This is a genomic window from Arthrobacter sp. ES3-54, from assembly GCF_029504395.1.
Taxonomy (GTDB): Bacteria; Actinomycetota; Actinomycetes; order Actinomycetales; family Micrococcaceae; genus Arthrobacter.
Map to the genome: position 1 here is coordinate 36,236 of NZ_JAQFIF010000007.1, position 19,473 is coordinate 55,708.

Annotated in this window: 13 protein-coding genes and 1 tRNA gene; 6 read left to right on the top strand and 8 right to left on the bottom strand. The window is 67.7% G+C overall.

Features of this window, described 5'->3' with window-relative positions; translation table 11 throughout:
- The first annotated feature begins 416 nt into the window (after positions 1-416).
- Entirely contained in the window at positions 417-1,484 is a 1,068-nt protein-coding gene (locus M2428_RS13740) for a hypothetical protein (protein ID WP_277526507.1), read from the top strand.
- Positions 1,485-1,520: 36 nt separating this feature from the next.
- Positions 1,521-1,772 (top strand): hypothetical protein, encoded by a 252-nt coding sequence (locus M2428_RS13745; RefSeq protein WP_346780751.1) that lies wholly within the window; start codon positions 1,521-1,523, stop codon positions 1,770-1,772.
- Positions 1,773-1,854: 82 nt separating this feature from the next.
- Here M2428_RS13745 and M2428_RS13750 read toward each other — a convergent pair whose 3' ends face one another.
- From M2428_RS13750 to M2428_RS13780, 7 genes are all read right to left on the bottom strand, one after another.
- Positions 1,855-2,700: an aldo/keto reductase gene (locus tag M2428_RS13750; RefSeq protein WP_277526508.1), complete on the bottom strand. Its 846-nt coding sequence runs from the start codon at positions 2,698-2,700 to the stop codon at positions 1,855-1,857.
- A 151-nt stretch (positions 2,701-2,851) separates the two neighbouring features.
- Positions 2,852-3,319: a hypothetical protein gene (locus M2428_RS13755; protein ID WP_277526509.1), complete on the bottom strand. Its 468-nt coding sequence runs from the start codon at positions 3,317-3,319 to the stop codon at positions 2,852-2,854.
- A 7-nt stretch (positions 3,320-3,326) separates the two neighbouring features.
- Entirely contained in the window at positions 3,327-4,004 is a 678-nt protein-coding gene (locus M2428_RS13760) for a bacterial proteasome activator family protein (RefSeq protein ID WP_277526510.1), read from the bottom strand.
- Between the two features lie 201 nt (positions 4,005-4,205).
- Positions 4,206-4,397 carry a YbdD/YjiX family protein gene (locus M2428_RS13765; RefSeq protein ID WP_277526511.1) on the bottom strand — a complete coding sequence of 64 codons (192 nt, stop codon included), beginning with the start codon at positions 4,395-4,397 and terminating at the stop codon, positions 4,206-4,208.
- A gap of 13 nt (positions 4,398-4,410) precedes the next feature.
- Positions 4,411-6,702, bottom strand: a complete 2,292-nt coding sequence (locus M2428_RS13770) for a carbon starvation CstA family protein (protein ID WP_277526512.1) — start codon at positions 6,700-6,702, stop codon at positions 4,411-4,413.
- Between the two features lie 181 nt (positions 6,703-6,883).
- Complete coding sequence (locus M2428_RS13775; protein WP_277526513.1) at positions 6,884-7,420, bottom strand: PadR family transcriptional regulator; 537 nt, start codon at positions 7,418-7,420, stop codon at positions 6,884-6,886.
- A 166-nt stretch (positions 7,421-7,586) separates the two neighbouring features.
- The gene (locus tag M2428_RS13780) at positions 7,587-8,570 is read right to left on the bottom strand and encodes an NAD(P)H-quinone oxidoreductase (RefSeq protein WP_277526514.1); all 984 of its coding nucleotides are present in this window, start codon (positions 8,568-8,570) and stop codon (positions 7,587-7,589) included.
- A 163-nt stretch (positions 8,571-8,733) separates the two neighbouring features.
- Here M2428_RS13780 and M2428_RS13785 point away from each other — a divergent pair.
- The 3 genes from M2428_RS13785 to M2428_RS13795 all read left to right on the top strand — a co-directional run bounded on the left by M2428_RS13785 (position 8,734) and on the right by M2428_RS13795 (position 14,751).
- Positions 8,734-8,821 (top strand) — tRNA-Ser (locus tag M2428_RS13785).
- 177 nt (positions 8,822-8,998) lie between these two features.
- On the top strand, positions 8,999-9,802 hold the full coding sequence (locus M2428_RS13790) for a VOC family protein (RefSeq protein ID WP_277526515.1): 804 nt from the start codon (positions 8,999-9,001) through the stop codon (positions 9,800-9,802).
- A gap of 389 nt (positions 9,803-10,191) precedes the next feature.
- Complete coding sequence (locus tag M2428_RS13795) at positions 10,192-14,751, top strand: ExeM/NucH family extracellular endonuclease (RefSeq protein WP_277526516.1); 4,560 nt, start codon at positions 10,192-10,194, stop codon at positions 14,749-14,751.
- A gap of 174 nt (positions 14,752-14,925) precedes the next feature.
- On the opposite strand, the gene M2428_RS13800 is transcribed toward M2428_RS13795, so the two are convergent.
- Positions 14,926-17,085 carry an FAD/NAD(P)-binding protein gene (locus tag M2428_RS13800; RefSeq protein WP_277526517.1) on the bottom strand — a complete coding sequence of 720 codons (2,160 nt, stop codon included), beginning with the start codon at positions 17,083-17,085 and terminating at the stop codon, positions 14,926-14,928.
- 84 nt (positions 17,086-17,169) lie between these two features.
- On the opposite strand from M2428_RS13800, the gene M2428_RS13805 reads away from it, so the two are divergent.
- A complete protein-coding gene (locus M2428_RS13805; RefSeq protein WP_277526518.1) occupies positions 17,170-19,449 on the top strand; it encodes a prolyl oligopeptidase family serine peptidase in 2,280 nt (759 codons plus the stop codon).
- Positions 19,450-19,473: the final 24 nt, after the last annotated feature.

Sequence of the window (19,473 nt, forward strand, 5' to 3'; positions counted from 1 at the left end):
GAAGTGCCGTCGGCGCCCCCTTGGCTGTTCCCCGGGGGCGCACAGAATTTTTTACAGCAGTGAGCTCTTGGTTGTGAAGCCTTTCAATCCGTCATTGTGGGTCCCCCCGGCCCACACAATGCGGATCGGCTCTCAAAAAGTACCAAGCCGCAGGCAAGAAAGAACCACTTTGGTCAATATTTCCTTCCGCATTTTCTTTCGCGCCTCGACCCGGTAACAGGCGCCTGACCTGCGTATTGTCTTTTTCCAGACCGTCAGCCAGCCATACGGAATCGAGCGGCCCGGGCGGCCGTGCCCGCCGCGCTGGTTCCATTGGTGTAAGCCGGGGCCATGGGGCCCCTCGTCGGGGCCCTAGCGCGACCAAACGGACGACGCGGGTTGGCTTCCTGGCGGGGACGGACTCATATGATGCTTCCATGGGAACGCGCGAACTTGAAGGCATTGCAGGGCCGCTGTATGCATTGCCGTACGGGGAGTTCGTGGCGGCAAGAACGGCCGCGGCCAAAGACGTCAGCACCGTTGGCCTCACTGCGGCCGAGCAGCGTGCCCTGGCCGCCGATGTCCGCGCCCTGCCCAAACCGTCCGTGGCCGCGTGGGTGGTGAACATGCTGGCGGCGCACAACCCCGAAATCCTGCGCGAGCTGGCCGGCCTGGGAACATCGATGCAGGCCGCGCAGGACGCCCTGGATGCCGCCGACCTCCGCCGCCTCGCCCAGGAACGGCGCCAGCTTCTGGCCGGCGCGGTAAAGACGGCACAAGCCTTGGCAGCCGAGCAGGGACGGGCCATCAGCGCCTCCGTGGCGACCGAAGTGGAGCAGACCCTGCGCGCCGCCACCGCCGACCCCGGGGCCGCTGCTGCCGTGCAGAGCGGCTGGCTGCTCCGGGCACTCTCGGCTGACGGGGTCGACGTCGTCGATCTCGCCGGCGCCGTGGCTGTCCCCGGGAGCCACGCGCCCACGGCAACCCGTACTGGAACCGCGCGGGGAACGGCCACCGTCCGCGGGACAGAACCGGCGGCAGGCGCCCGCGGGACAGAACCCGCGACACGGGCCGAACGCGCGTCACGGGGCGAACCCGCGTCACGGGCCGCACGCGGCAGTACTAGCGAGGGAAAGTCACCGGAACAGCCCCGACTCCGGGCCGTTGGTAAAGCACGGGCGACGCCCACGCCGTCGGCGGTGGAACGGGCGCGGGCCGGCCTGGAGGCGGCTGCGGAGGCCGCCGCGGAGGCCGAAGGGGAAGCACGCCGCGCGGCCGCGGAGTTGGCGGAGTCGACGGCGGAAACCACCCGGCTGGCCGATGAGGCGCGCGACCTCAGGCGGCGTCTGGACGCCGCAGAGACCGGGCTCAAGGGAGCACGGAAACGTGCCGAGCTGACGGCGGCCCTGGCGCAGCAGACGGCCCGGGCCGCGGACCGGGAACGCCGCAAGGAAGTCTTGGCGCGGGAACGGGTGCTGCGGCTTGGCAACACGCCGGAGGAGTGAAGTCTTACTGTCGGAGGTCGGTTGCACACTGGAATCATGGAGAACAACCAGAATTTCCAGCACAGTTTCGAGATCCAGCACAGTTTCGAACCGGATTTCAACGGCGCACAGGACGGCGCACTGTATTTCACGGTCACCTACCTGGACACCGACTGCGGCCGGATCCGCACGGAGAGCTTCGATGACGCTGCCGCTGCGGACCGCTTCGCCAGCCGGTGCATCGCGGGCGAAGACGGCTGGGCCGTCGTCGATGCGATCCCGGCGAAAGAGCACCGGGCCGCCGCGTAGGCAGCAAGAAGGGCCTCCACCCAGTGCGGGATGAAGGCCCTGTGCGAACGCCGGCTGGCTGCCGGCGTCGTGGGACTGCTGCTTAGGCGAAGTCGGAGACAGCCGGATCCGGGCCGATCCGGCCGGCGTCTTCGGCGGAACGGTCCAGTCCGTTGATGGCCTGGATGTCGGTCTCGTCTAGGGTAACGTCCAGAGCCGCGTAGTTCTCGCGGATCCGGGACTCGGTCACCGACTTCGGGATGACCACGTTGCCGATGGCCAGGTGCCACGCGATGACAACCTGGGCCGGGGTGGCGCCGTGTTTGCTGGCAATCTCGGAGATGACGGCGCTCTCGAGGAGCTCCCCGCCCTGGCCCAGCGGCGACCAAGCCTGGGTGAGGATGCCCTTGGACGCGTTGAATTCGCGCAGTTCGGCCTGGCTGAAGAACGGGTGCAGCTCGACCTGGTTGATGGCCGGAACCACGCCGGTCTCATCGATCAGGCGCTGCAGGCCCTCCTTGGTGAAGTTGGAGACGCCAATGGTCTTCACCCGGCCCTGCTTCTGGAGTTCGATGAGGGCCTTCCAGGTGTCGACGTATTTGTCCTGCTTGGGCTGCATCCAGTGGATCAGGTACAGGTCCAGGGTTTCGAGGCCCAGCCGCTCCATGGACTCCTCGAACGCCTTCAGGGTGGACTCGTAGCCCTGGTCCGCGTTCCACAGCTTGGTGGTGATGAAAATTTCCTCGGGCTTGAAGCCGGAACGCTCAATGGCGCGGCCCACCCCTGCTTCGTTGCCGTAGATCTTTGCCGTGTCGATGTGGCGGAAGCCGGCCTCGAACGCCTGCAGAACCACCTTTTCGGCCACGTCATCTTCAACCTGCCACACCCCGTAGCCGAGCTGGGGGATGGTGTTGCCGTCATTGAAAGTCAGTTCCGGTGAAAAAGTCATATAAGTATCCTGCCAACATGGACGCCGTCCGGCCAGCGTTCGGGCGAAGCTAAGCTAGGCGCGTAACCGGGAATACCCGGGGATGCAGGGGCTATCAGGGCTGCCGGCAAAGCCGGAGCCAGCCACCGCCGGCGCCAAAAGGCGGAATGGCTTAGGCCGGCGTCGACCCGGTGCCGTCAGCCTCCGCAAGCCGCCGCTCGGCGTCGTGGACCTGCTCCAGCACGGAATGGGCGCGGCGCCGCACCGACGCAGCCCCCGCCGGGACTGGCCCAACGGCGAGCCGGAGCATCGCGGCCGCCTCAGCCGTCATGGCCAGCGAATTGCCTGCCGTCGACAGGGCCCGGTGAACCCCTGCCAGCGGTCCCGGGATATCCAATCCATTGCTGGGAAACCGCCGCTGGGCCTCGACGCAGACCTGCCGCACCCTGGGCGCGAGAGCGGAGAGCTGGTTGGCGATGTCGACGAGTTCGCCGTACAGCGCCTCGTCTTCGACCCCCTCGAGGACCTGGTGGTAGCGGTCAAGTCCGCGATTGAACCTGTCATGGGCGCGCCGCCAGAGGCCTTTGCCGAGTTCGGCGTCGTCCCTGCGGCCTTGCCGTGCTGTGCTGAAGAAGCCCAAGGTCGCGCTAAAGGTACTGGCCCGGACCGTGGTCCGGGTCTGCGGGTCCGGGGGCCTGCGAGGAATCCGTGCCGCGACGCGGCGCTGCGGCCCGGACCGGTTCGCCATTCTCCCCGATGATGACGCCAGGTGCGATCACTGTTCCTGGCGGCAGCTGGCGCAGCTGCATCTGGGCGTAGGTATGCTCCCGGGCGGCGTGCTGCGCCGCGATGGCCGTCTGGATGCCGTGGAAGAGTCCCTCGAGCCAGCCGACCAGCTGGGCCTGGGCTATCCTCAGTTCCGCGTCGGAGGGGGTGGCGTTTTCCGGAAAGGGAAGGTTGAGCCGTTCGAGCTCCTCAACGAGCTCCGGGGCAAGTCCGTCCTCGAGTTCCTTTATGGAACGGTCGTGGATTTCAGCCAGCCGGACGCGGGCAGCGTCGTCCAGGGGCGCGGTCTTCACCTCGTCCAGCAATTGCTTGACCATCGTGCCGATCCGCATGACCTTCGCGGGTTGGTCCACGAGGTCCTGAAGTTCGCTGCCCCGGGGCGGCCTGGGCCCGGTTCCGGGTGCACCGGCGTGGCCGGCCGGCACTGCAGCCGGTGGCGCCGACGGCGTCCCGGGCAGGACGTCGTCCAGGGGCGTGCCCTCGACGGGGACGTCGTCGGCAGATTGGGCGCCGGACTGAGTGTCGTGCTGATCGCTCATGGCTTCATACTCTCACGCGCCGGGCGACGCGGCCCCGGCATCCGCCGGAAGCGGAAGGGGCGGCGTCGGACACTCTTGTGCCCAACACCGCCCCTCCCTTTGCCCCTGCCGGACACCTGCTCAGCGGCGCCCGCTCAGCAACACCGCTCAGCAGCGCCCACTCAGCAACACCGCTCAGCAGCACCGCTCAGCCGCGCCCGCTCAGCAGCACCGCCCCTGCGGACTGGTGTCCTGCCGGTCGGTCCGGTCACGCCAGAACTCCCGCTCCGTCAGAGGAGGCCCGGTGTGTCCAGAGGCCTCATGGTGCTCCAGGTACTTCTTGTAGGCATCGGCGCCCAGCACGCCGCCGAGGTACCCGGCAAACACGCGGAACCCGGCGAGTACCGCGTTCACGTCCGGCTCCGCATCAGTGGTGACCGGACTTTTCGAGCCGTTCTCCGGCCGGATGCTGGTTCCACTCGGTCATGAGGTCGCGCTCCGCCGCCGTGGGAACAAACCCTGCCGGAGCGAAGACCCGGGAGGCCCGCGCGGGGTCTTCGTTCTCGGCGTTGGGGAGCCCCGCCGCCGTGTTCCGCAGGGCCTTGATGGTTGCCATTACTGCCGTGATGATGACGATGATGCTCAGCGCCACGAAGATGATCGACAGCCATCCCTGGACCATGGTGTTGCGGACCACGGCTTCCATGGCGGCCTGGGTCTTGGCGGTTCCAAACGAGGTCTTGCCGTCCGCAAGGGCCTTGGCGAAGGCTGCGTTGTTGGCGAAGTAGCCCACCGCCGGAACGGGCGAGAAGATCTTGTAGAAGCTCGCCGTGATGGTCACGACGGCGGCAAACGCCAGCGGCACCGCCACGATCCACAGGTACTTCAGCGCGGTGCGCTTGGCGGCAATGGCCAGGCAGACCGAGAGGGCGATAGCCGCCAGCAGCTGGTTGGCGATGCCGAACAGCGGGAACAGGGTGTTGATGCCGCCCAGCGGGTCGGTGACGCCCATGATCAGGACCGCGCCCCAGGCCGCCACCATGATGGCCGTGCAGAGCCACGCGCCCGGGCGCCAGGAGTGCTCCTTGAACTTCGGGATGAAGTTGCCGATCGAGTCCTGGAGCATGAAGCGGGCCACGCGGGTGCCGGCGTCGACCGCAGTGAGGATGAACAGGGCCTCGAACATGATGGCGAAGTGGTACCAGAACGCCATCATCGCGGTGCCGCCGATGAACTGCTGCATGATATGGGCAAGGCCGACGGCGAGGGTTGGCGCGCCGCCCGAGCGGGACACGATGCTTTGCTCCCCCACGTCCTTGGCCGTCTGCGCGAGATCGCCGGCCGTGATGTTGACGCCGGACAGGCCCAGGCTGTTGACCCAAGCGGCCGCGGTCTCGACCGTCCCGCCGGTCAGCGCCACGGGGGCGTTCATGGCGAAGTAGATGCCGCGGTCAATGGAGATCGCGGCCACGAGGGCCATGATTGCCACGAAGGATTCCATGAGCATTCCGCCGTAGCCGATCAGGCGCGTCTGGCGTTCCTTCTCGATCAGTTTCGGTGTGGTGCCGGAGGCGATCAGGGCGTGGAACCCGGAGAGCGCGCCGCAGGCGATCGTGACGAACAGGAACGGGAACAACGCGCCGGAGAAGACCGGACCGTTGTCGCGGCCGGCGTACTCGCTGAACGCCGGCACAGAGATCTCAGGGCGGACCACGATGATGGCCAGGGCCAGCATCACGATCACGCCGATCTTCATGAAGGTGGAGAGGTAGTCGCGGGGAGCCAGGAGGAGCCAGACGGGGAGGATGGCTGCGATGAAGCCGTAGATGATGAGGCCCCACGCGATGGTGACCTTGTCCAGGTGGAAGAACGCGGCACCCCACTCGGTGCCTGCCACGGCACCGCCGCCGATGATGGCGGCCATGAGCAGCACGAATCCGATCAGGGAGACCTCCATGACCTTGCCCGGCCGGATGAAGCGCAGGTACACGCCCATGAAGAGGGCGATCGGGATGGTCATGCCTACCGAGAAGACACCCCACGGGCTTTCGCCCAAGGCGTTGACGACCACGAGGGCAAGGATGGCGACGATGATCACCATGATGAGCAGGGTCGCGACGAGGGCGGCGGTGCCGCCGATTACGCCGAGTTCCTCGCGGGCCATCTGTCCCAGCGACCGGCCGCCGCGGCGCATGGAGAAGAACAGGACGAGGTAGTCCTGGACGGCGCCGGCCAGGACGACGCCGATGATGATCCAGATCGTGCCGGGAAGGTAGCCCATCTGTGCCGCGATGACCGGGCCCACCAGGGGTCCGGCGCCGGCGATGGCGGCGAAGTGGTGGCCGAACAGGACGTTGCGGTCCGTGCGGACGTAGTCCTTGCCGTCGGCCTTGTATTCGGCCGGGGTGGCGCGGCGGTCGTTGGGCTTGGCCAGGTAGCGCTCAATGACCTTGGAGTAGAAGCGGTAGCCGATGAGATACGTGCAGACCGACGCGAAGACAAACCAGATGGCGTTGACGGTCTCGCCGCGGATGATAGCGAGCATGAACCACGCGACGCCGCCCAGCAGTGCGATAGCCGCCCACAGCGCGATCTTGGCGGGCGTCCAGGTGCGGTCCGCGGAGTCGCGGACAGACTCATCCACCGACGTCGGTGGGTGGGACGGATCCGGAACGATCCCGTCGTCGAGTTGTGCGGTGGCGTGCGTGCTGCTGTGCATGCTGCTGTTCGTACTGTCGCGTTTTGTGCCATCTGGCATTGTGCCCATGTCTCCTCCTTGAGAAACCCAGCTGGGCAGTCCACCGGTACAGAACTGCCCCCCGCACCCTACCAATGCGGCCGCCCCTTGGCGGCCGTCCTGCGCCCGGCGGCATGGTTCGCGCGACGAGCGGCGCGCCAGGCTACCCCTGGAGGTTGCTGAGCTGCATGAGGCGGGCCTCGCAGAGGTCCAGCCAACGCACTTCGGCTTCGGTCTGGAAGATGAGGGAGTCCAGCACCAGGAGCCTCGCGGTGTCGGCTGGGCGCTGGAGCGCGGCCGTGTCGCGGCGGGACTTTGTGTACTCCTGCAGCGCCCGGATGGACACGGCCCGCTGCGCCTGGATGATGGCGCCGACGTCGGTCCCGGGGATCGTGAGCCCAACGGCGAGCTTGATAGCCAGTTCATTCCGGGGCGGATTCGCGCGCGATACCGGGGCCGCGAACCAGTCACGGACTTCTGCCTGGCCGGCCGTGGTGATGCTGTAGATGACGTGCCCGTCACCGTCGCCGCCGTCGTTGCGGACCAGCCCGTCGCGTTCCAGCCGGTCAAGGGTTGTGTAGACCTGCCCGATGTTCAGCGGCCAGGAGGAACCCGTGCGGTCCTCGAATTCGGTCCTGAGCTGGTAGCCGTAGCGCGGACGGTCCTGCAGGAGGGCGAGGAGACTGTGGCGGATAGACATGGCGCTCCCGGAGGTCACGAAACCACACAGCATACACGCGCCCCAAGACGCGTGTATACCGCGTATGGACCTACGCTATCGCTTTTACTGCCGTTGCTGCAAAACAACGCATGCTCCGGACGGAATAAGTGGCTCCCGGCCTGCGGTTTTAGCCAGCCGGTGCCTGCTACATGACCAGCAGGACCTTGCCCACGTGGTCGCCGGAATCGAAGTAGGTGTGGGCGGCGGCGACCTGGGCCAACGGGAAGGTCTTGGCAACGAGGGGCCTGATCCTGCCGTCGGTCAGCATGGGCCACACGGCGTCGCGGACGGCGTTCATGATCACGGTCTTTTCCTCGACCGGGCGGGGACGCAGCGCGGTGGCGATGATTGCGGCCCGTTTCCGCAGCAGCTGCCCAAGGTCCAGTTCCGCCCTCGCACCGCCCTGCAGCCCGATTACTACGAGCCGCCCGTAGTCGGCGAGCGCATCGATGTTCTGCTCGAGGTATTTGGCCCCGACGACGTCGAGGATGACATCTGCGCCTTTGCCGCCGTTCTGCGCGCGCAGGCTCGCCGGGAAGTCTTCCTCCGCGTAGTTGATGGCGATGTCCGCCCCGAGGAAGGCCTTGGCGGTGCCGACCTTTTCCGCGTTGCCCGCCGTCGTGGCCACCCGGGCGCCAACGGCTTTGGCCAGCTGGATGGCCATGGTGCCGATACCGCCCGTGGCCCCATGGATGAGGACAGTTTCACCCGGCTGCAGCTGCGCCGTCATGATCAGGTTGGAATAGACCGTCGCCGCGACCTCGGGCAACGCTGCCGCCGTGACCAGATCCACGCCGTCGGGGATCCTAAGGACCTGCCCGGCAGGAACGGCCACTTGCTGGGCATAACCGCCGCCGGCGAGCAGCGCCACCACCTTGTCCCCCACGGAAAATGCCTTGGTTACCCCCGGGCCGAACCCTGCAATCCGGCCGGAGACCTCCAGCCCGGGGACCTCGGAGGCACCCGGGGGCGGCGGGTAGAACCCTTTGCGCTGTTGGACATCGGCACGGTTAAGGCCCGCGGCCACGACGTCGATCAGCACCTCGCCGGGGCCGGCCACCGGGGCCTGAACCTCACGGACTTCCAGGACCTCGGGTCCGCCGGGCTCTGAAATGTAGACAGCCTTCATGGAGCACTCCCGATTCCTAACTGGCTCCGCGCACGTTCGCCGCGATCGCCAGGTCCGATCAACATCACTCCCCAGAATATGGCGGGGAGCGCCACGCGTCCGCAAGCGCACCGTGTTTATGGTTTTTGTTGCAGCCGACTGCCTATGAAAGACTACTCGTTAGGGAAGGTTGTCCGAGCGGCCGATGGAGCTGGTCTTGAAAACCAGTGTGCGGTGACCCCGTACCAAGAGTTCGAATCTCTTACCTTCCGCGAACAATGCCCCCGTTTCCTGCATTTCATGCCGGAAACGGGGGCATTTTTGCGCTGTGGGCGCTGCCCCATTGAAAGTGTCGGTGCCCCGTCATAGTCTCTCTGTGTCTCCACCCCCCATCCGAGCCCGGCGGCCGCACAACGATGCCCGAGCCGCCACAGAGAGCAGGAGCCCTCATGCCTACACCCGATCACTCCAACGGCGCACCGTGCTGGATCGACCTCATGACATCGGATGCCGAGAAGGCCAAGTCGTTCTACGCGGCGCTGTTCGGCTGGACGTACCAGACCGGAGACGAAGAAAAATACGGCGGGTACATCACTGCCTGGAAGGACGGCAAATCCGTGGCCGGCCTGATGCAGAAGCAGGAGGACCAGGCCGCCTGGCCGGACATGTGGTCCACGTACCTGCGCTCGGAGGACGCCGCCGCCACCGTCAAGGCCGCAACAGAGCACGGCGGCCAGGTCTACATGCAGCCCATGGACGTCCCCGAGCAAGGCAGCATGGCGATGATCGCCGATGCCACCGGCGCGTCGGTCGGCGTATGGCAGCCGGCTGAAATGACGGGCTACGAGCTTGCGGCCGAGCCCGGCGCCCCGGCCTGGCACGAGCTCCACACCAAGGACTACGCCACCGCCGTCAAGTTCTATCAGGACGTGTTCGGCTGGGACACCGACGTCATGTCCGACACCCCGGAATTCCGCTACACCACACTGGGCGCAGGCCCGGCGGCCAAGGCAGGGATCATGGACGCGTCGGCCTACCTGCCGGCCGAGGTCCCGTCCAACTGGCAGGTCTACTTCGCCGTCGCGGACACCGACGCCACGATCGCACAGGCCCTCTCCCTGGGCGCCAAGGTGATCGACGGGCCGGACGACACCCCGTTCGGCCGGCTGGCCACGCTGACCGACCCCACCGGTGCCATGTTCAAGATCGTCCATGACACCGGACAGGGCGATCAGCCCGCCGCGGACGCCTAGCGGACCGGGGCAGGGAGGCCTCTCCCACCCAATTACAAAAATTGTTGTAAGAAATACCGGCCAGACCCTTTCCCAAGGGCTACTGGCCGGTATTCTGCTGTGGAGCGGCCGGTGTAGGCACCCGGCCACCGCTCACCTGCAACACCAGTCACCGTTGCCCGGGGCTTTCGAGCCGCTCCGGGAAGGCTGCGGCGCGTCTCGCTGGGGGACGTCCCGCCGAATGCACGCCTAATCCATGCGTTGTTCATTCACCCCTGTTTGGATGGGCCCGGCACGACTTGACCAGGAGTTCAGGCCGGCCACTGTCCGCTGCACCCTGCGGACGCACTGCACCCTGCCTTTTAACTGCACTGCCCTTTACCCGGGGCACCTAATGAGAGTTAGAGCGGATGAAACTAACACCCTGGAAAACAGTGCTTGGCACAGCCTTGTCAGCGGCGCTCATAGCGGCTCCGCTGGCGGCAGTGCCGGCCAATGCCGTGGAGGCCGCCCCGGCAGCAGCCGGAACCTCACCGGTGGTCATCAACGAGGCCTACCTCAGCGGCGGCAGCGCCGGCGCGGCCTTCAAGAACAAGTTCGTCGAGCTCTACAACGGCTCCGATGAGCCGGTCTCGCTGGAGGGCTGGTCCCTCCAGTACCGCTCCGGCACCGGGATCGGGGCGCCGAGCTCGGTGGCCGCCCTGACCGGAAGTATCGCCGCCAAGGGCTACTACCTGCTCAAGGGCGGCAGCAACGGCACTTCCGGCGCGGACCTGCCGGCCGCCGACGCCACCGCCACCGGCTTCAACCCGGCCGGGGCTGGCGGCACGATCGTGCTGGCCAGGCAGGCTGGCGCGCTCAACCCGCTGCCGACGGGCTCGGTCATTGAACCGGCCAACGTCGCGGACCTGCTCGGCTACGGCACCTCCAACACGTTCGAGACCCGGGCGGCCGCTGCGCCCTCGGGGAATACCGACGTCAAGAGCCTGCACCGCAGCAACGGCGCGGACACGAACAACAACTTCGCTGACGCCACGCTCACCGCGGCCATCACGCCGAAGGCCGCCAATGGCACGGCTCCCGGCCCCGTGGACCCGCCCGTGGATCCGGACCCCGGGACTCCCCCGGCCGCCAAGACCATCGCCGAAATCCAGGGCAGCGGCGCCGCGAGCCCGCTGGCCGGATCAGCGGTCACCACACGCGGCAGGGTCACTGCCACATTCCCCACCGGCGGCTTCGCCGGCTACTACCTCCAGACCCCCGGCACGGGCGGCGATCTCACCCCGGCCAACCACGCGGCGTCGGACGCTGTGTTCGTCTATTCGCCCTCCACGGTCGATTCCGTCAGGATCGGCGACTACGTCGAACTCACCGGCGCAGTCAGCGAATTCTTCGGCATGACCCAGCTGAACGTCGCCGCGGCGGCCGATCTGAAGAAGCTCACCGAGGCCGCCCCCGAGGTCAAGGCCACCGGCTTCGCCCTCCCCGCCGACGAGGCCTTCCGTGAGTCCCTCGAGGGCATGCTGCTCACCCCGCAGGGTCCGGTCACCGTGGCGGACAACTTCTCGCTGAACCAGTACGGCGAGATCGGCCTGGCCGGCGGCACCACCGCGCTGGAGCAGCCCACAGCCGTCGCGCCCTTCGGCTCCGCGGAGTACACCGCCACGGTCGCGGCGAACGCCGCCCGCGGCATCAAGCTCGACGACGGCGCCACTACGAACTTCCTCAAGGACGCCGCCACCAAGGCCCAGGTGCTCCCGTACCTGACCACGGCCGATCACGTCCGGGTCGGCGCGCCGGTGTCGTTCAAAACCAACGTGGTGCTCAGCTACGCGAACAGCGCCTGGAAGTTCCAGCCCCTGACCCAGCTGACGGCCGCCAACGCGGACACCGTCCAGCCGGCCAGCTTCGGCGCCACCCGCGCGGACACCCCGGCCGCCGTGGGCGGGAACCTGAAGCTCGCCTCCTTCAACGTGCTCAACTACTTCCCGACGACCGGCGACCAGGTGGCCGGCTGCAAGTTCTACACGGACCGCGACGGCAACCCCATCACTGTCAAGGACGGCTGCAACGTCCGCGGCGCCGCGAACGCCGAGAACCTCAAGCGGCAGCAGGACAAGATCGTCGCCGCCATCTCCAAGTCCGGGGCCGACGTCGTCACCCTGATGGAGGTCGAAAACTCGGCCCAGTTCGGCAAGACCCGGGACGACGCGCTCGCCAAGCTGGTGGATGCGCTGAACATCGCCACACCGGGGATCTGGGACTACGTCCGCACGCCCGCCAACGCACCCCCGCTGGCCGACGAGGACATGATCCGCACCGCGTTTATCTTCAAAAAGGCCGCGGCCGAACCGGTGGGCGAGTCCATCATCCACAACGACACGGTCGCTTTCGCCAGCGCCCGCAAGCCGATGGCCCAGGTCTTCAAGCCCGTCGGGGCCGCCGATGACAAGAAGTTCATCGCGATCGCCAACCACTTCAAGTCCAAGGGCTCCGCGGCAACGCCGGATGACACCGACAAGGGCCAGGGCGCCTCCAACCTCGCCCGCACCGCCCAGGCCAAGTCCCTGCTGGCGTTCTCCGATGAACTGCAGAAGTCCAAGGGCACGGACAAGGTCTTCCTGATCGGTGACTTCAACTCCTACGCCAAGGAGGACCCGATCAACGTCCTCACCGGCGCCGGGTACGTCAACCAAGACGAGAAGGCGAAAAACGCCGACGGTTCCGCCAAGCATTCCTACCTGTTCGGCGGCCTCGTGGGCTCGCTGGACCACATCCTCGCCTCGCCGGCGGCCAACGCCGCCGTCACCGGCGCGGACATCTGGAACATCAACTCGGTGGAGTCCGTGGCCCTGGAGTACAGCCGCTACAACAACAACGTCACCGACTACTACGCTCCGGACCAGTTCCGCGCCAGCGACCACGATCCGGTGGTGGTGGGCCTGAACCTGCCCGTCACCCCGGCCGGCGTGGAACTGAACTTCCTGGGCATCAACGACTTCCACGGCCGCATCGACTCCAATACCGTGTTCTTCGCGGGGACCATCGAGAAGCTGCGCGCCGCCGCCGCCCCGGGCGCCACGGCGTTCATTTCGGCCGGCGACAACATCGGCGCTTCCCTGTTCGCCTCAGCGGTGGCCAAGGACCAGCCGACCATCGACGTGCTGAACGCGCTGGACCTGCGAACCTCCGCGGTGGGCAACCACGAGTTCGACGGCGGCTGGGCTGACCTGCGCGACCGCGTCACCGCCGGCGGGACCAACGCCAAGTTCCCGTACCTGGGCGCCAACGTCTATGCGAAGGGCACCACCACCCCGGTCCTGCCGGAATACACGGTCCTGGACATGAACGGCGTCAAGGTGGCCGTGATCGGCACCGTCACGCAGGAAGTGCCCTCCCTGGTCACGCCTTCGGGCATCGCGGACCTTGAGTTCGGCGATCCCGTCGACGCCATCAACCGGGTCGCGGCGAAGATCAAGGCGGACAAACTGGCGGACGTCATCATCGTGGAGAACCACGACGGCGCCGGGTCAGGCGCGCCCGACGGCGCCACTTTGGAGCAGGAGATCGCCGCCGGCGGCCCCTTCGCCAAAATGGTCCAGAAGGTCACCCCGGATGTTGCCGCGATCTTCAACGGCCACACCCACAAGCAGTACTCCTGGGACGCGCCCGTCCTGGACTCGGCGGGCCAGCCCACCGGCAAGACCCGCCCGATCGTGCAGACCGGAAACTACGGCGAGTTCATCGGCCAGATCCAGCTGACCATCGACACCAAGACCATGGCGGTGACCGGGTACAAGGCCGGCAACGTCCAGCGCACCACCAGCGCCGCGCAGCCGGCGGCCGACCTGGTGGCGCAGTACCCGCGGGTCGCGGCCGTGAAGACCATCGTGGACAAGGCCCTGGCCGACGCCGCCGTGATCGGCAACCAGCCGGTCGGCAAGGTCACCGCGGACATCACCACGGCGTTCGCCGGTTCCCCGGCCGTGCGCGATGACCGGGCCAGCGAGTCCACCCTCGGCAACCTGGTGGCGGACTCCCTTGTGGATGCGCTGAAGGCGCCGGAACTCGGCGCCGCCGAAATCGGCGTCGTCAACCCGGGCGGCCTGCGCAACGAGCTGTACTACGCACCCGACGGCAGCATCACGTACGCCGAGGCCAACGCCGTGCTGCCGTTCGTGAACAATCTGTGGACCACGTCCCTCACCGGTGCGCAGTTCAAGACCCTGCTGGAGCAGCAGTGGCAGACCAACGCGGACGGCACAGTTCCCAGCCGCGCGTACCAGCAGCTGGGCCTGTCCAAGAATGTGACCTACACCTACGACGCCGCCCGCGCCGCCGGTGACCGGATCACCTCGATCCGGGTCAACGGTGCAGTGATTGACCCGGCGAAGTCCTACCGGATCGGGACGTTCAACTTCCTGGCCACCGGTGGCGACAACTTCCGCATCTTCAAGGAAGGCGCCGGCACCAAGGACTCGGGGCTCGTGGACCGCGATGCCTGGATCAAGTACCTGCAGACCCACACCCCGGTCTCGCCCGACTTCGCCCGACGCTCCGTGGCCGTGGTGAACACGACGCCGGCCGAGGTCAAGGGCGGGGAATCCATCACCTTGGTGGTTTCTAAGCTGGACCTCACCTCGCTGGGCAGCCCGGTGAACGCCTCGCTGCGCGCCGAGTTCACTGATGCCGCCGGTACCGTGACGCCCCTCGGCACGGTACCGGTGACCGCCGGCGCCGCCAACGTGGACGTGTTGGTTCCGGCCGGCGCTGCCGCAGGCACGGGCACCCTGGTGCTCACCGCCGTCGAATCCGGCACCGTGGTCAAAGCGTCCGTGAAGGTCGCGGCCAGCGTCCCCGTCCCGCCGAAGTGCACGCCGCCGGTCAAGCCGACAAGGCCCGCCGACGTCGTGGGCCAAGTGAACTACGGGACAGCCATGGCCGCCTACCGGAAGTGCCTCAAGGGCTGATGCCATAGCCCGGACTTCCTAGTCCCACACCACGGCACATGCCCTCCCCTGGCCCGCAGCACCGGACATAAGCACCAAGTGTCCACTGCCCGGTCCCAGGGGAGGGCATGCCCACTTTTGCGAGGCGCGCGAACCACGGGGCATGTCCATTTTTGCGAGGCGGGCGAGTGCGGTCTAATGGGCCAGGATGTCGCGGGCGATCTCGTCTGCATCGCGGAGGGTGCGCTGGCCGCTGCGGTAGACGGGGCCAGACTTCGGCCGGGCCTCGGCTGCGATGGCAGTGCCCCATTGCGTGGCGGAGAGCTGGAGCCCCAGCACATACAGTCCCGGCGTCACGGACCCGTTGGCACCCAGCGGCCGGTATGGATGCGGGACGACGTCCAACCCGGTGGTTTCCACGGGGGTTCCCTCCACGGTCATCATGAGGCGCGGCCGCACCATGCCCTCGGCGAGCAACTGTTCCAGCAGAGGCGAGGAATTGACGGCGACCCGGTTGGCCGGTGCCAGCGCCTCGATCATCGCTGTCGCGGACACCGCACCCGGCACGGCATTCTCCGTCCGCACCCGCGCCGCACCAAGGCCCCGCACAGCGGCGCTCTGCATGCCGGCGCCACCCACGGCCCCGGCAACAGCGCTAACAGAGCCCACGCCAACGCGGTCCAGTCCGGCACGGTACATCCCGGCACCCTCTGACCCTTCGCCCGCCGTCTCTTCGGTTTCGCCGCCCACCCAGGGCGACGCCGCGGTGAATGTCCGGGCCCGGCGATCCACGCCGAACTTGGGGTCCGGGCCCACGAAGCGTACGACCCCCGCCCGAGCCAGCGCCGCGAGCTGTGCAGCGCGCAACGCCGGCGGCCCGCTCGCCAGGCCCTCCACGAAGGATTCGAACCAGCCGCGGAGGCCCGCGACCCAGGATTCGTCCGTGATGCCGCTGTCGGCCACAGCGGTCTTCAGTACCGCCCGGCCGTGATGCAGCGCGCCGATCGCCATCTTCACGGGGTCGTCCTCGCCCAGTGCCGAGCGCCGGGCGTCGTCGAGGAGGTAGTCGACGACGGCGGCGTCCAGTTCAGTCCGGGAGCCAAACGATCGCCGGGCCAGGGGCGCCGCGAGACCGAGCAGGTCCAGGCGGTGGGCTGCCCGGACATGGACGGAAATCACCGATTCCGCGGCGTTCTCCCACTTCGCGGTCGAATGAGCGTGCGGCCGCAGGGCCTCCTCCAGGGCGCGCAGGAACTCGGCCGGCCCGGTCAGGATGGCATCGGGCTGCGAGCGCGCGAGGGTCGAGTAGTAGGCCCAGATCGCGTCCCGGTGCAGCAGCGGCCACAGGTCGAAGTCGAATGAGGGCCGGATTCCGGATTCGGCGAACTTCGCGATCGCGTCCTCGGTGCAGTACCGCAACTGGACCTCACCCGGGTAGTAGCCGGTAAGCGTCGCCTTCGCCCGGTACGGGGTTCCGCGGCGCGAGGCGGCGATGATGAGCGGCTCGCGGCCGGATGGCAGGTAAGTCAGTTCAGCGTTGCTTTCCCCGGCAACGAACCGGCCGCCGCGCCCTTCCGTCAGCTGTCCCATCACGTCGAAGAAGTTCAGGCCCATGCCGCGCACCAGGACAGGTTTTCCGGCCGGCACGACGGACCAGTCGACGTCGGCGGGCGCCGCCGGCGGGACGTACAGGAGTCCGAGTTCCTGCGCCGCGGAGAGCAGCTCCCGCTGCTCGGCGTTCAGCCGCGCGTCCAGATGGCCCATGGCCAGCACCACGGAGTCGACGGTAAGCACCGTCCCGTCGTCGAGCACGACGTCGAACCGCACCAATGATTCCCCAGGGGCCGCGGCCGCCCGATTGACCGGCTCGGCGGCGGCGTGACGGACGGACGTCGCCGTCGCCGGGTGGAAGTCCACGCTGACGCCGGCTGGCAGCACAGTGAGCAGTTCATCGAGGGTGGACCGCAGGTAACGGCCGTAGAGGGCCCGGCTGGGAAAGTCCGCCTCGCCGAGACTGGACACCTCGTCGCGTTCCTCGTCAGTGAGTGTTGGCTGCGGGTGGCCTTGCTGGAGTTCGCGCCACTGGTCGAACGTGTGCCCGGCAAGGGGCGGAGCAAGTTCCGGGTCCTCGGGAACCACGGTGGGATAGAAAGATTGTGTGTTCATCAGGTACAGCCGCGACTGTCCGGGCTGCCAAACGTGCCCCGGGCCCGCCGGGTAAGGGTCGATCACGTCGATGTGCAGGGTTCCCTCGGCGCCGGCGGAGGCCCAATTGGCCAGGAGCCGTTCCAGCACGCTCGTGCCCCGGGGACCGGCGCCTATCACTGCCGTCCGGATGCTTCGCGATATGCCCACGGCATCCAGCGTATCGGCAACCCGGCCGCTGGCTTGACGCCGGCGTGACTTGCTACTGCCGCACCGATGTTCTTGGATTGACAAATGACCACCACAGAAGCTGATCACCCGTCCGCGTCCGGCCAAGCCAGCGGCGCCCTCCCGGCGGCTGGGATTTCCCCCGAACCCGTCGACGAGAACATCTGGCTGGAGGACATCTACGGCCAGGAGCAGCTGGCGTGGGTCCGTGAACAGAACGCCCGCACCGAGGAACTCCTCGAAGATGCCGAGTACGCCGCCCTGGAAGGCAGGATCCTTGAGGTCCTCGACTCCACCGACCGGATCCCCATGGTGGGCAAGCACGGCGAGTGGTACTACAACTTTTGGAAGGACCGGGACAACCCCAAGGGCCTGTGGCGGCGAACCAGCTGGGACAGCTACCGGGCAGGGACTCCCGCGTGGGATGTCCTGCTGGATGTCGACGCCCTCGCCGCTGCAGAGGGCCAGGACTGGGTCTTCCACGGCGCCAACTTCCTCCGTCCGGCCCCGGGTGAACCGCACCGGCGGGCCCTGCTGGCCTTCTCGCCCGACGGCGGGGACGCGAACCGCCACCGCGAGTTCGACGTCGAGGCCCGCGGCTTCGTGGACCCGGCCGACGGCGGCTTCGACCTCCCGACCGGCAAGGGCAACGCCTCCTGGCTGGACGGGGACACCCTGCTCGTCGCCACCACCGCCCAGGACCTGCCACGGACCACCTCGTCCTATGCCCGGACTGGGGTGAAGCTGCACCGGGGTACTTCCCTGGCGCAGGCCGAGCAGATTTTTGAGATTCCCGAGGACCACATGATGGCGATCGTGGCCCATGACTCCACTCCGGGCTTCGAACGCACATTCGCCGTCGACTGGATCAGCTTCTTCGAGAAGAACACCTCCGTGCTGCGCGACGGCGAGTGGGTGCAGATCGACGTGCCCGCAGACGTGAACCTGAGCTCGCACCGCGAGTGGCTCCTGTTCCGCCCCCAGCGTGACTGGACCGTCAAGGGCACCACGCACCCGGCGGGTTCCCTGCTGGCGGCCGGGTTCGAGGACTTCCTCGCTGGCTCCCGGGACCTCACCGTGCTCTTCACACCCGATCCGCACACCTCCCTGCAGTCCTGGAGCTGGACCAGGGACTTCCTGCTGCTGAACCTGCTCCGGGACGTGTCCTCGGAAATCCACGTCCTGGATCCGCGGCGCCCGGGGACGGACGCCGCGTGGGAGGCCACCGTGCTGGACGCCTGCCCGCCCCTGCACGACGTCAATGCCTTCGCGGTGGATGACGAAGACGACGCCGAAGGCTCGGACGACGACGGCACCGGCGGCGCCGCCTCGGTGGCCGAGGGCGAGGCTCCCGGAGCAGGGAACGACTTCTGGCTCGTGGCCACCGGCTTCACGACGCCCACCACCCTGACCCGCGGGACCCTCGCACGCGACAGTGGCGCCATGACCAGCACGAACGAGGTGATCCGGACCTCGCCGTCGTTCTTCAGCGAGGCCGGCTACGAAGTCCAGCAGCACTTCGCGGTCTCCAGCGACGGGACGAAGGTTCCGTACTTCCAGGTGGCCGCCAAGGACCTGGTGCTGGACGGCCAGAACCCCACCCAGCTGTCCGGCTACGGCGGCTTCGAGATTTCGCGGACTCCGGCATACAGCGGCGCGATCGGCCGGGCGTGGCTGGAGCGGCGGACCGCCGAGTCCAGCGGCGCCGAGGGTGAGGTCCCGCACCGCCGCGGCGGCGTCTACGTGGTGGCGAACATCCGCGGCGGCGGCGAGTACGGGCCGGCCTGGCACCGCGCCGCGCTGCAGGGCAACCGCCACCGCGCCTACGAGGACTTCGCCGCCGTGGCGAAGGACCTGATCTCCCGCGGTGTCACGTCCCGGGAGCGGCTCGGCTGCGTGGGCGGCTCCAACGGCGGACTGCTGGTGGGCAACATGCTCACGCAGTACCCGGAACTGTTCGGCGCCGTGTCCTGCGGGGTCCCGCTCCTGGACATGCGCCGGTACACCAAACTCTCGGCGGGCTATTCCTGGATTGGCGAATACGGTGACCCCGATGTGCCGGAGCAGTGGGAGTTCCTGAAGACGTTCTCCCCGTACCACCTGCTCAAAGACGGCGTGGACTACCCGGAGACGTTTATCTGGACGGCCACCTCGGATGACCGGGTGGGCCCGGTCCAGGCACGGAAGATGGCGGCCCGCATGCAGGCCATGGGCATCCCCAATGTCTGGTTCCACGAAGCCCTCGAGGGCGGCCACGCGGGGGCCTCGGACAACCGGCAGGCTGCTGCCCTGCAGAGCCGCAGCCAGCATTTCCTGTGGCGGGCGCTGGCCGGCCGGGAGGCCTGATCCCGCACCCCCGAAAGCGACACT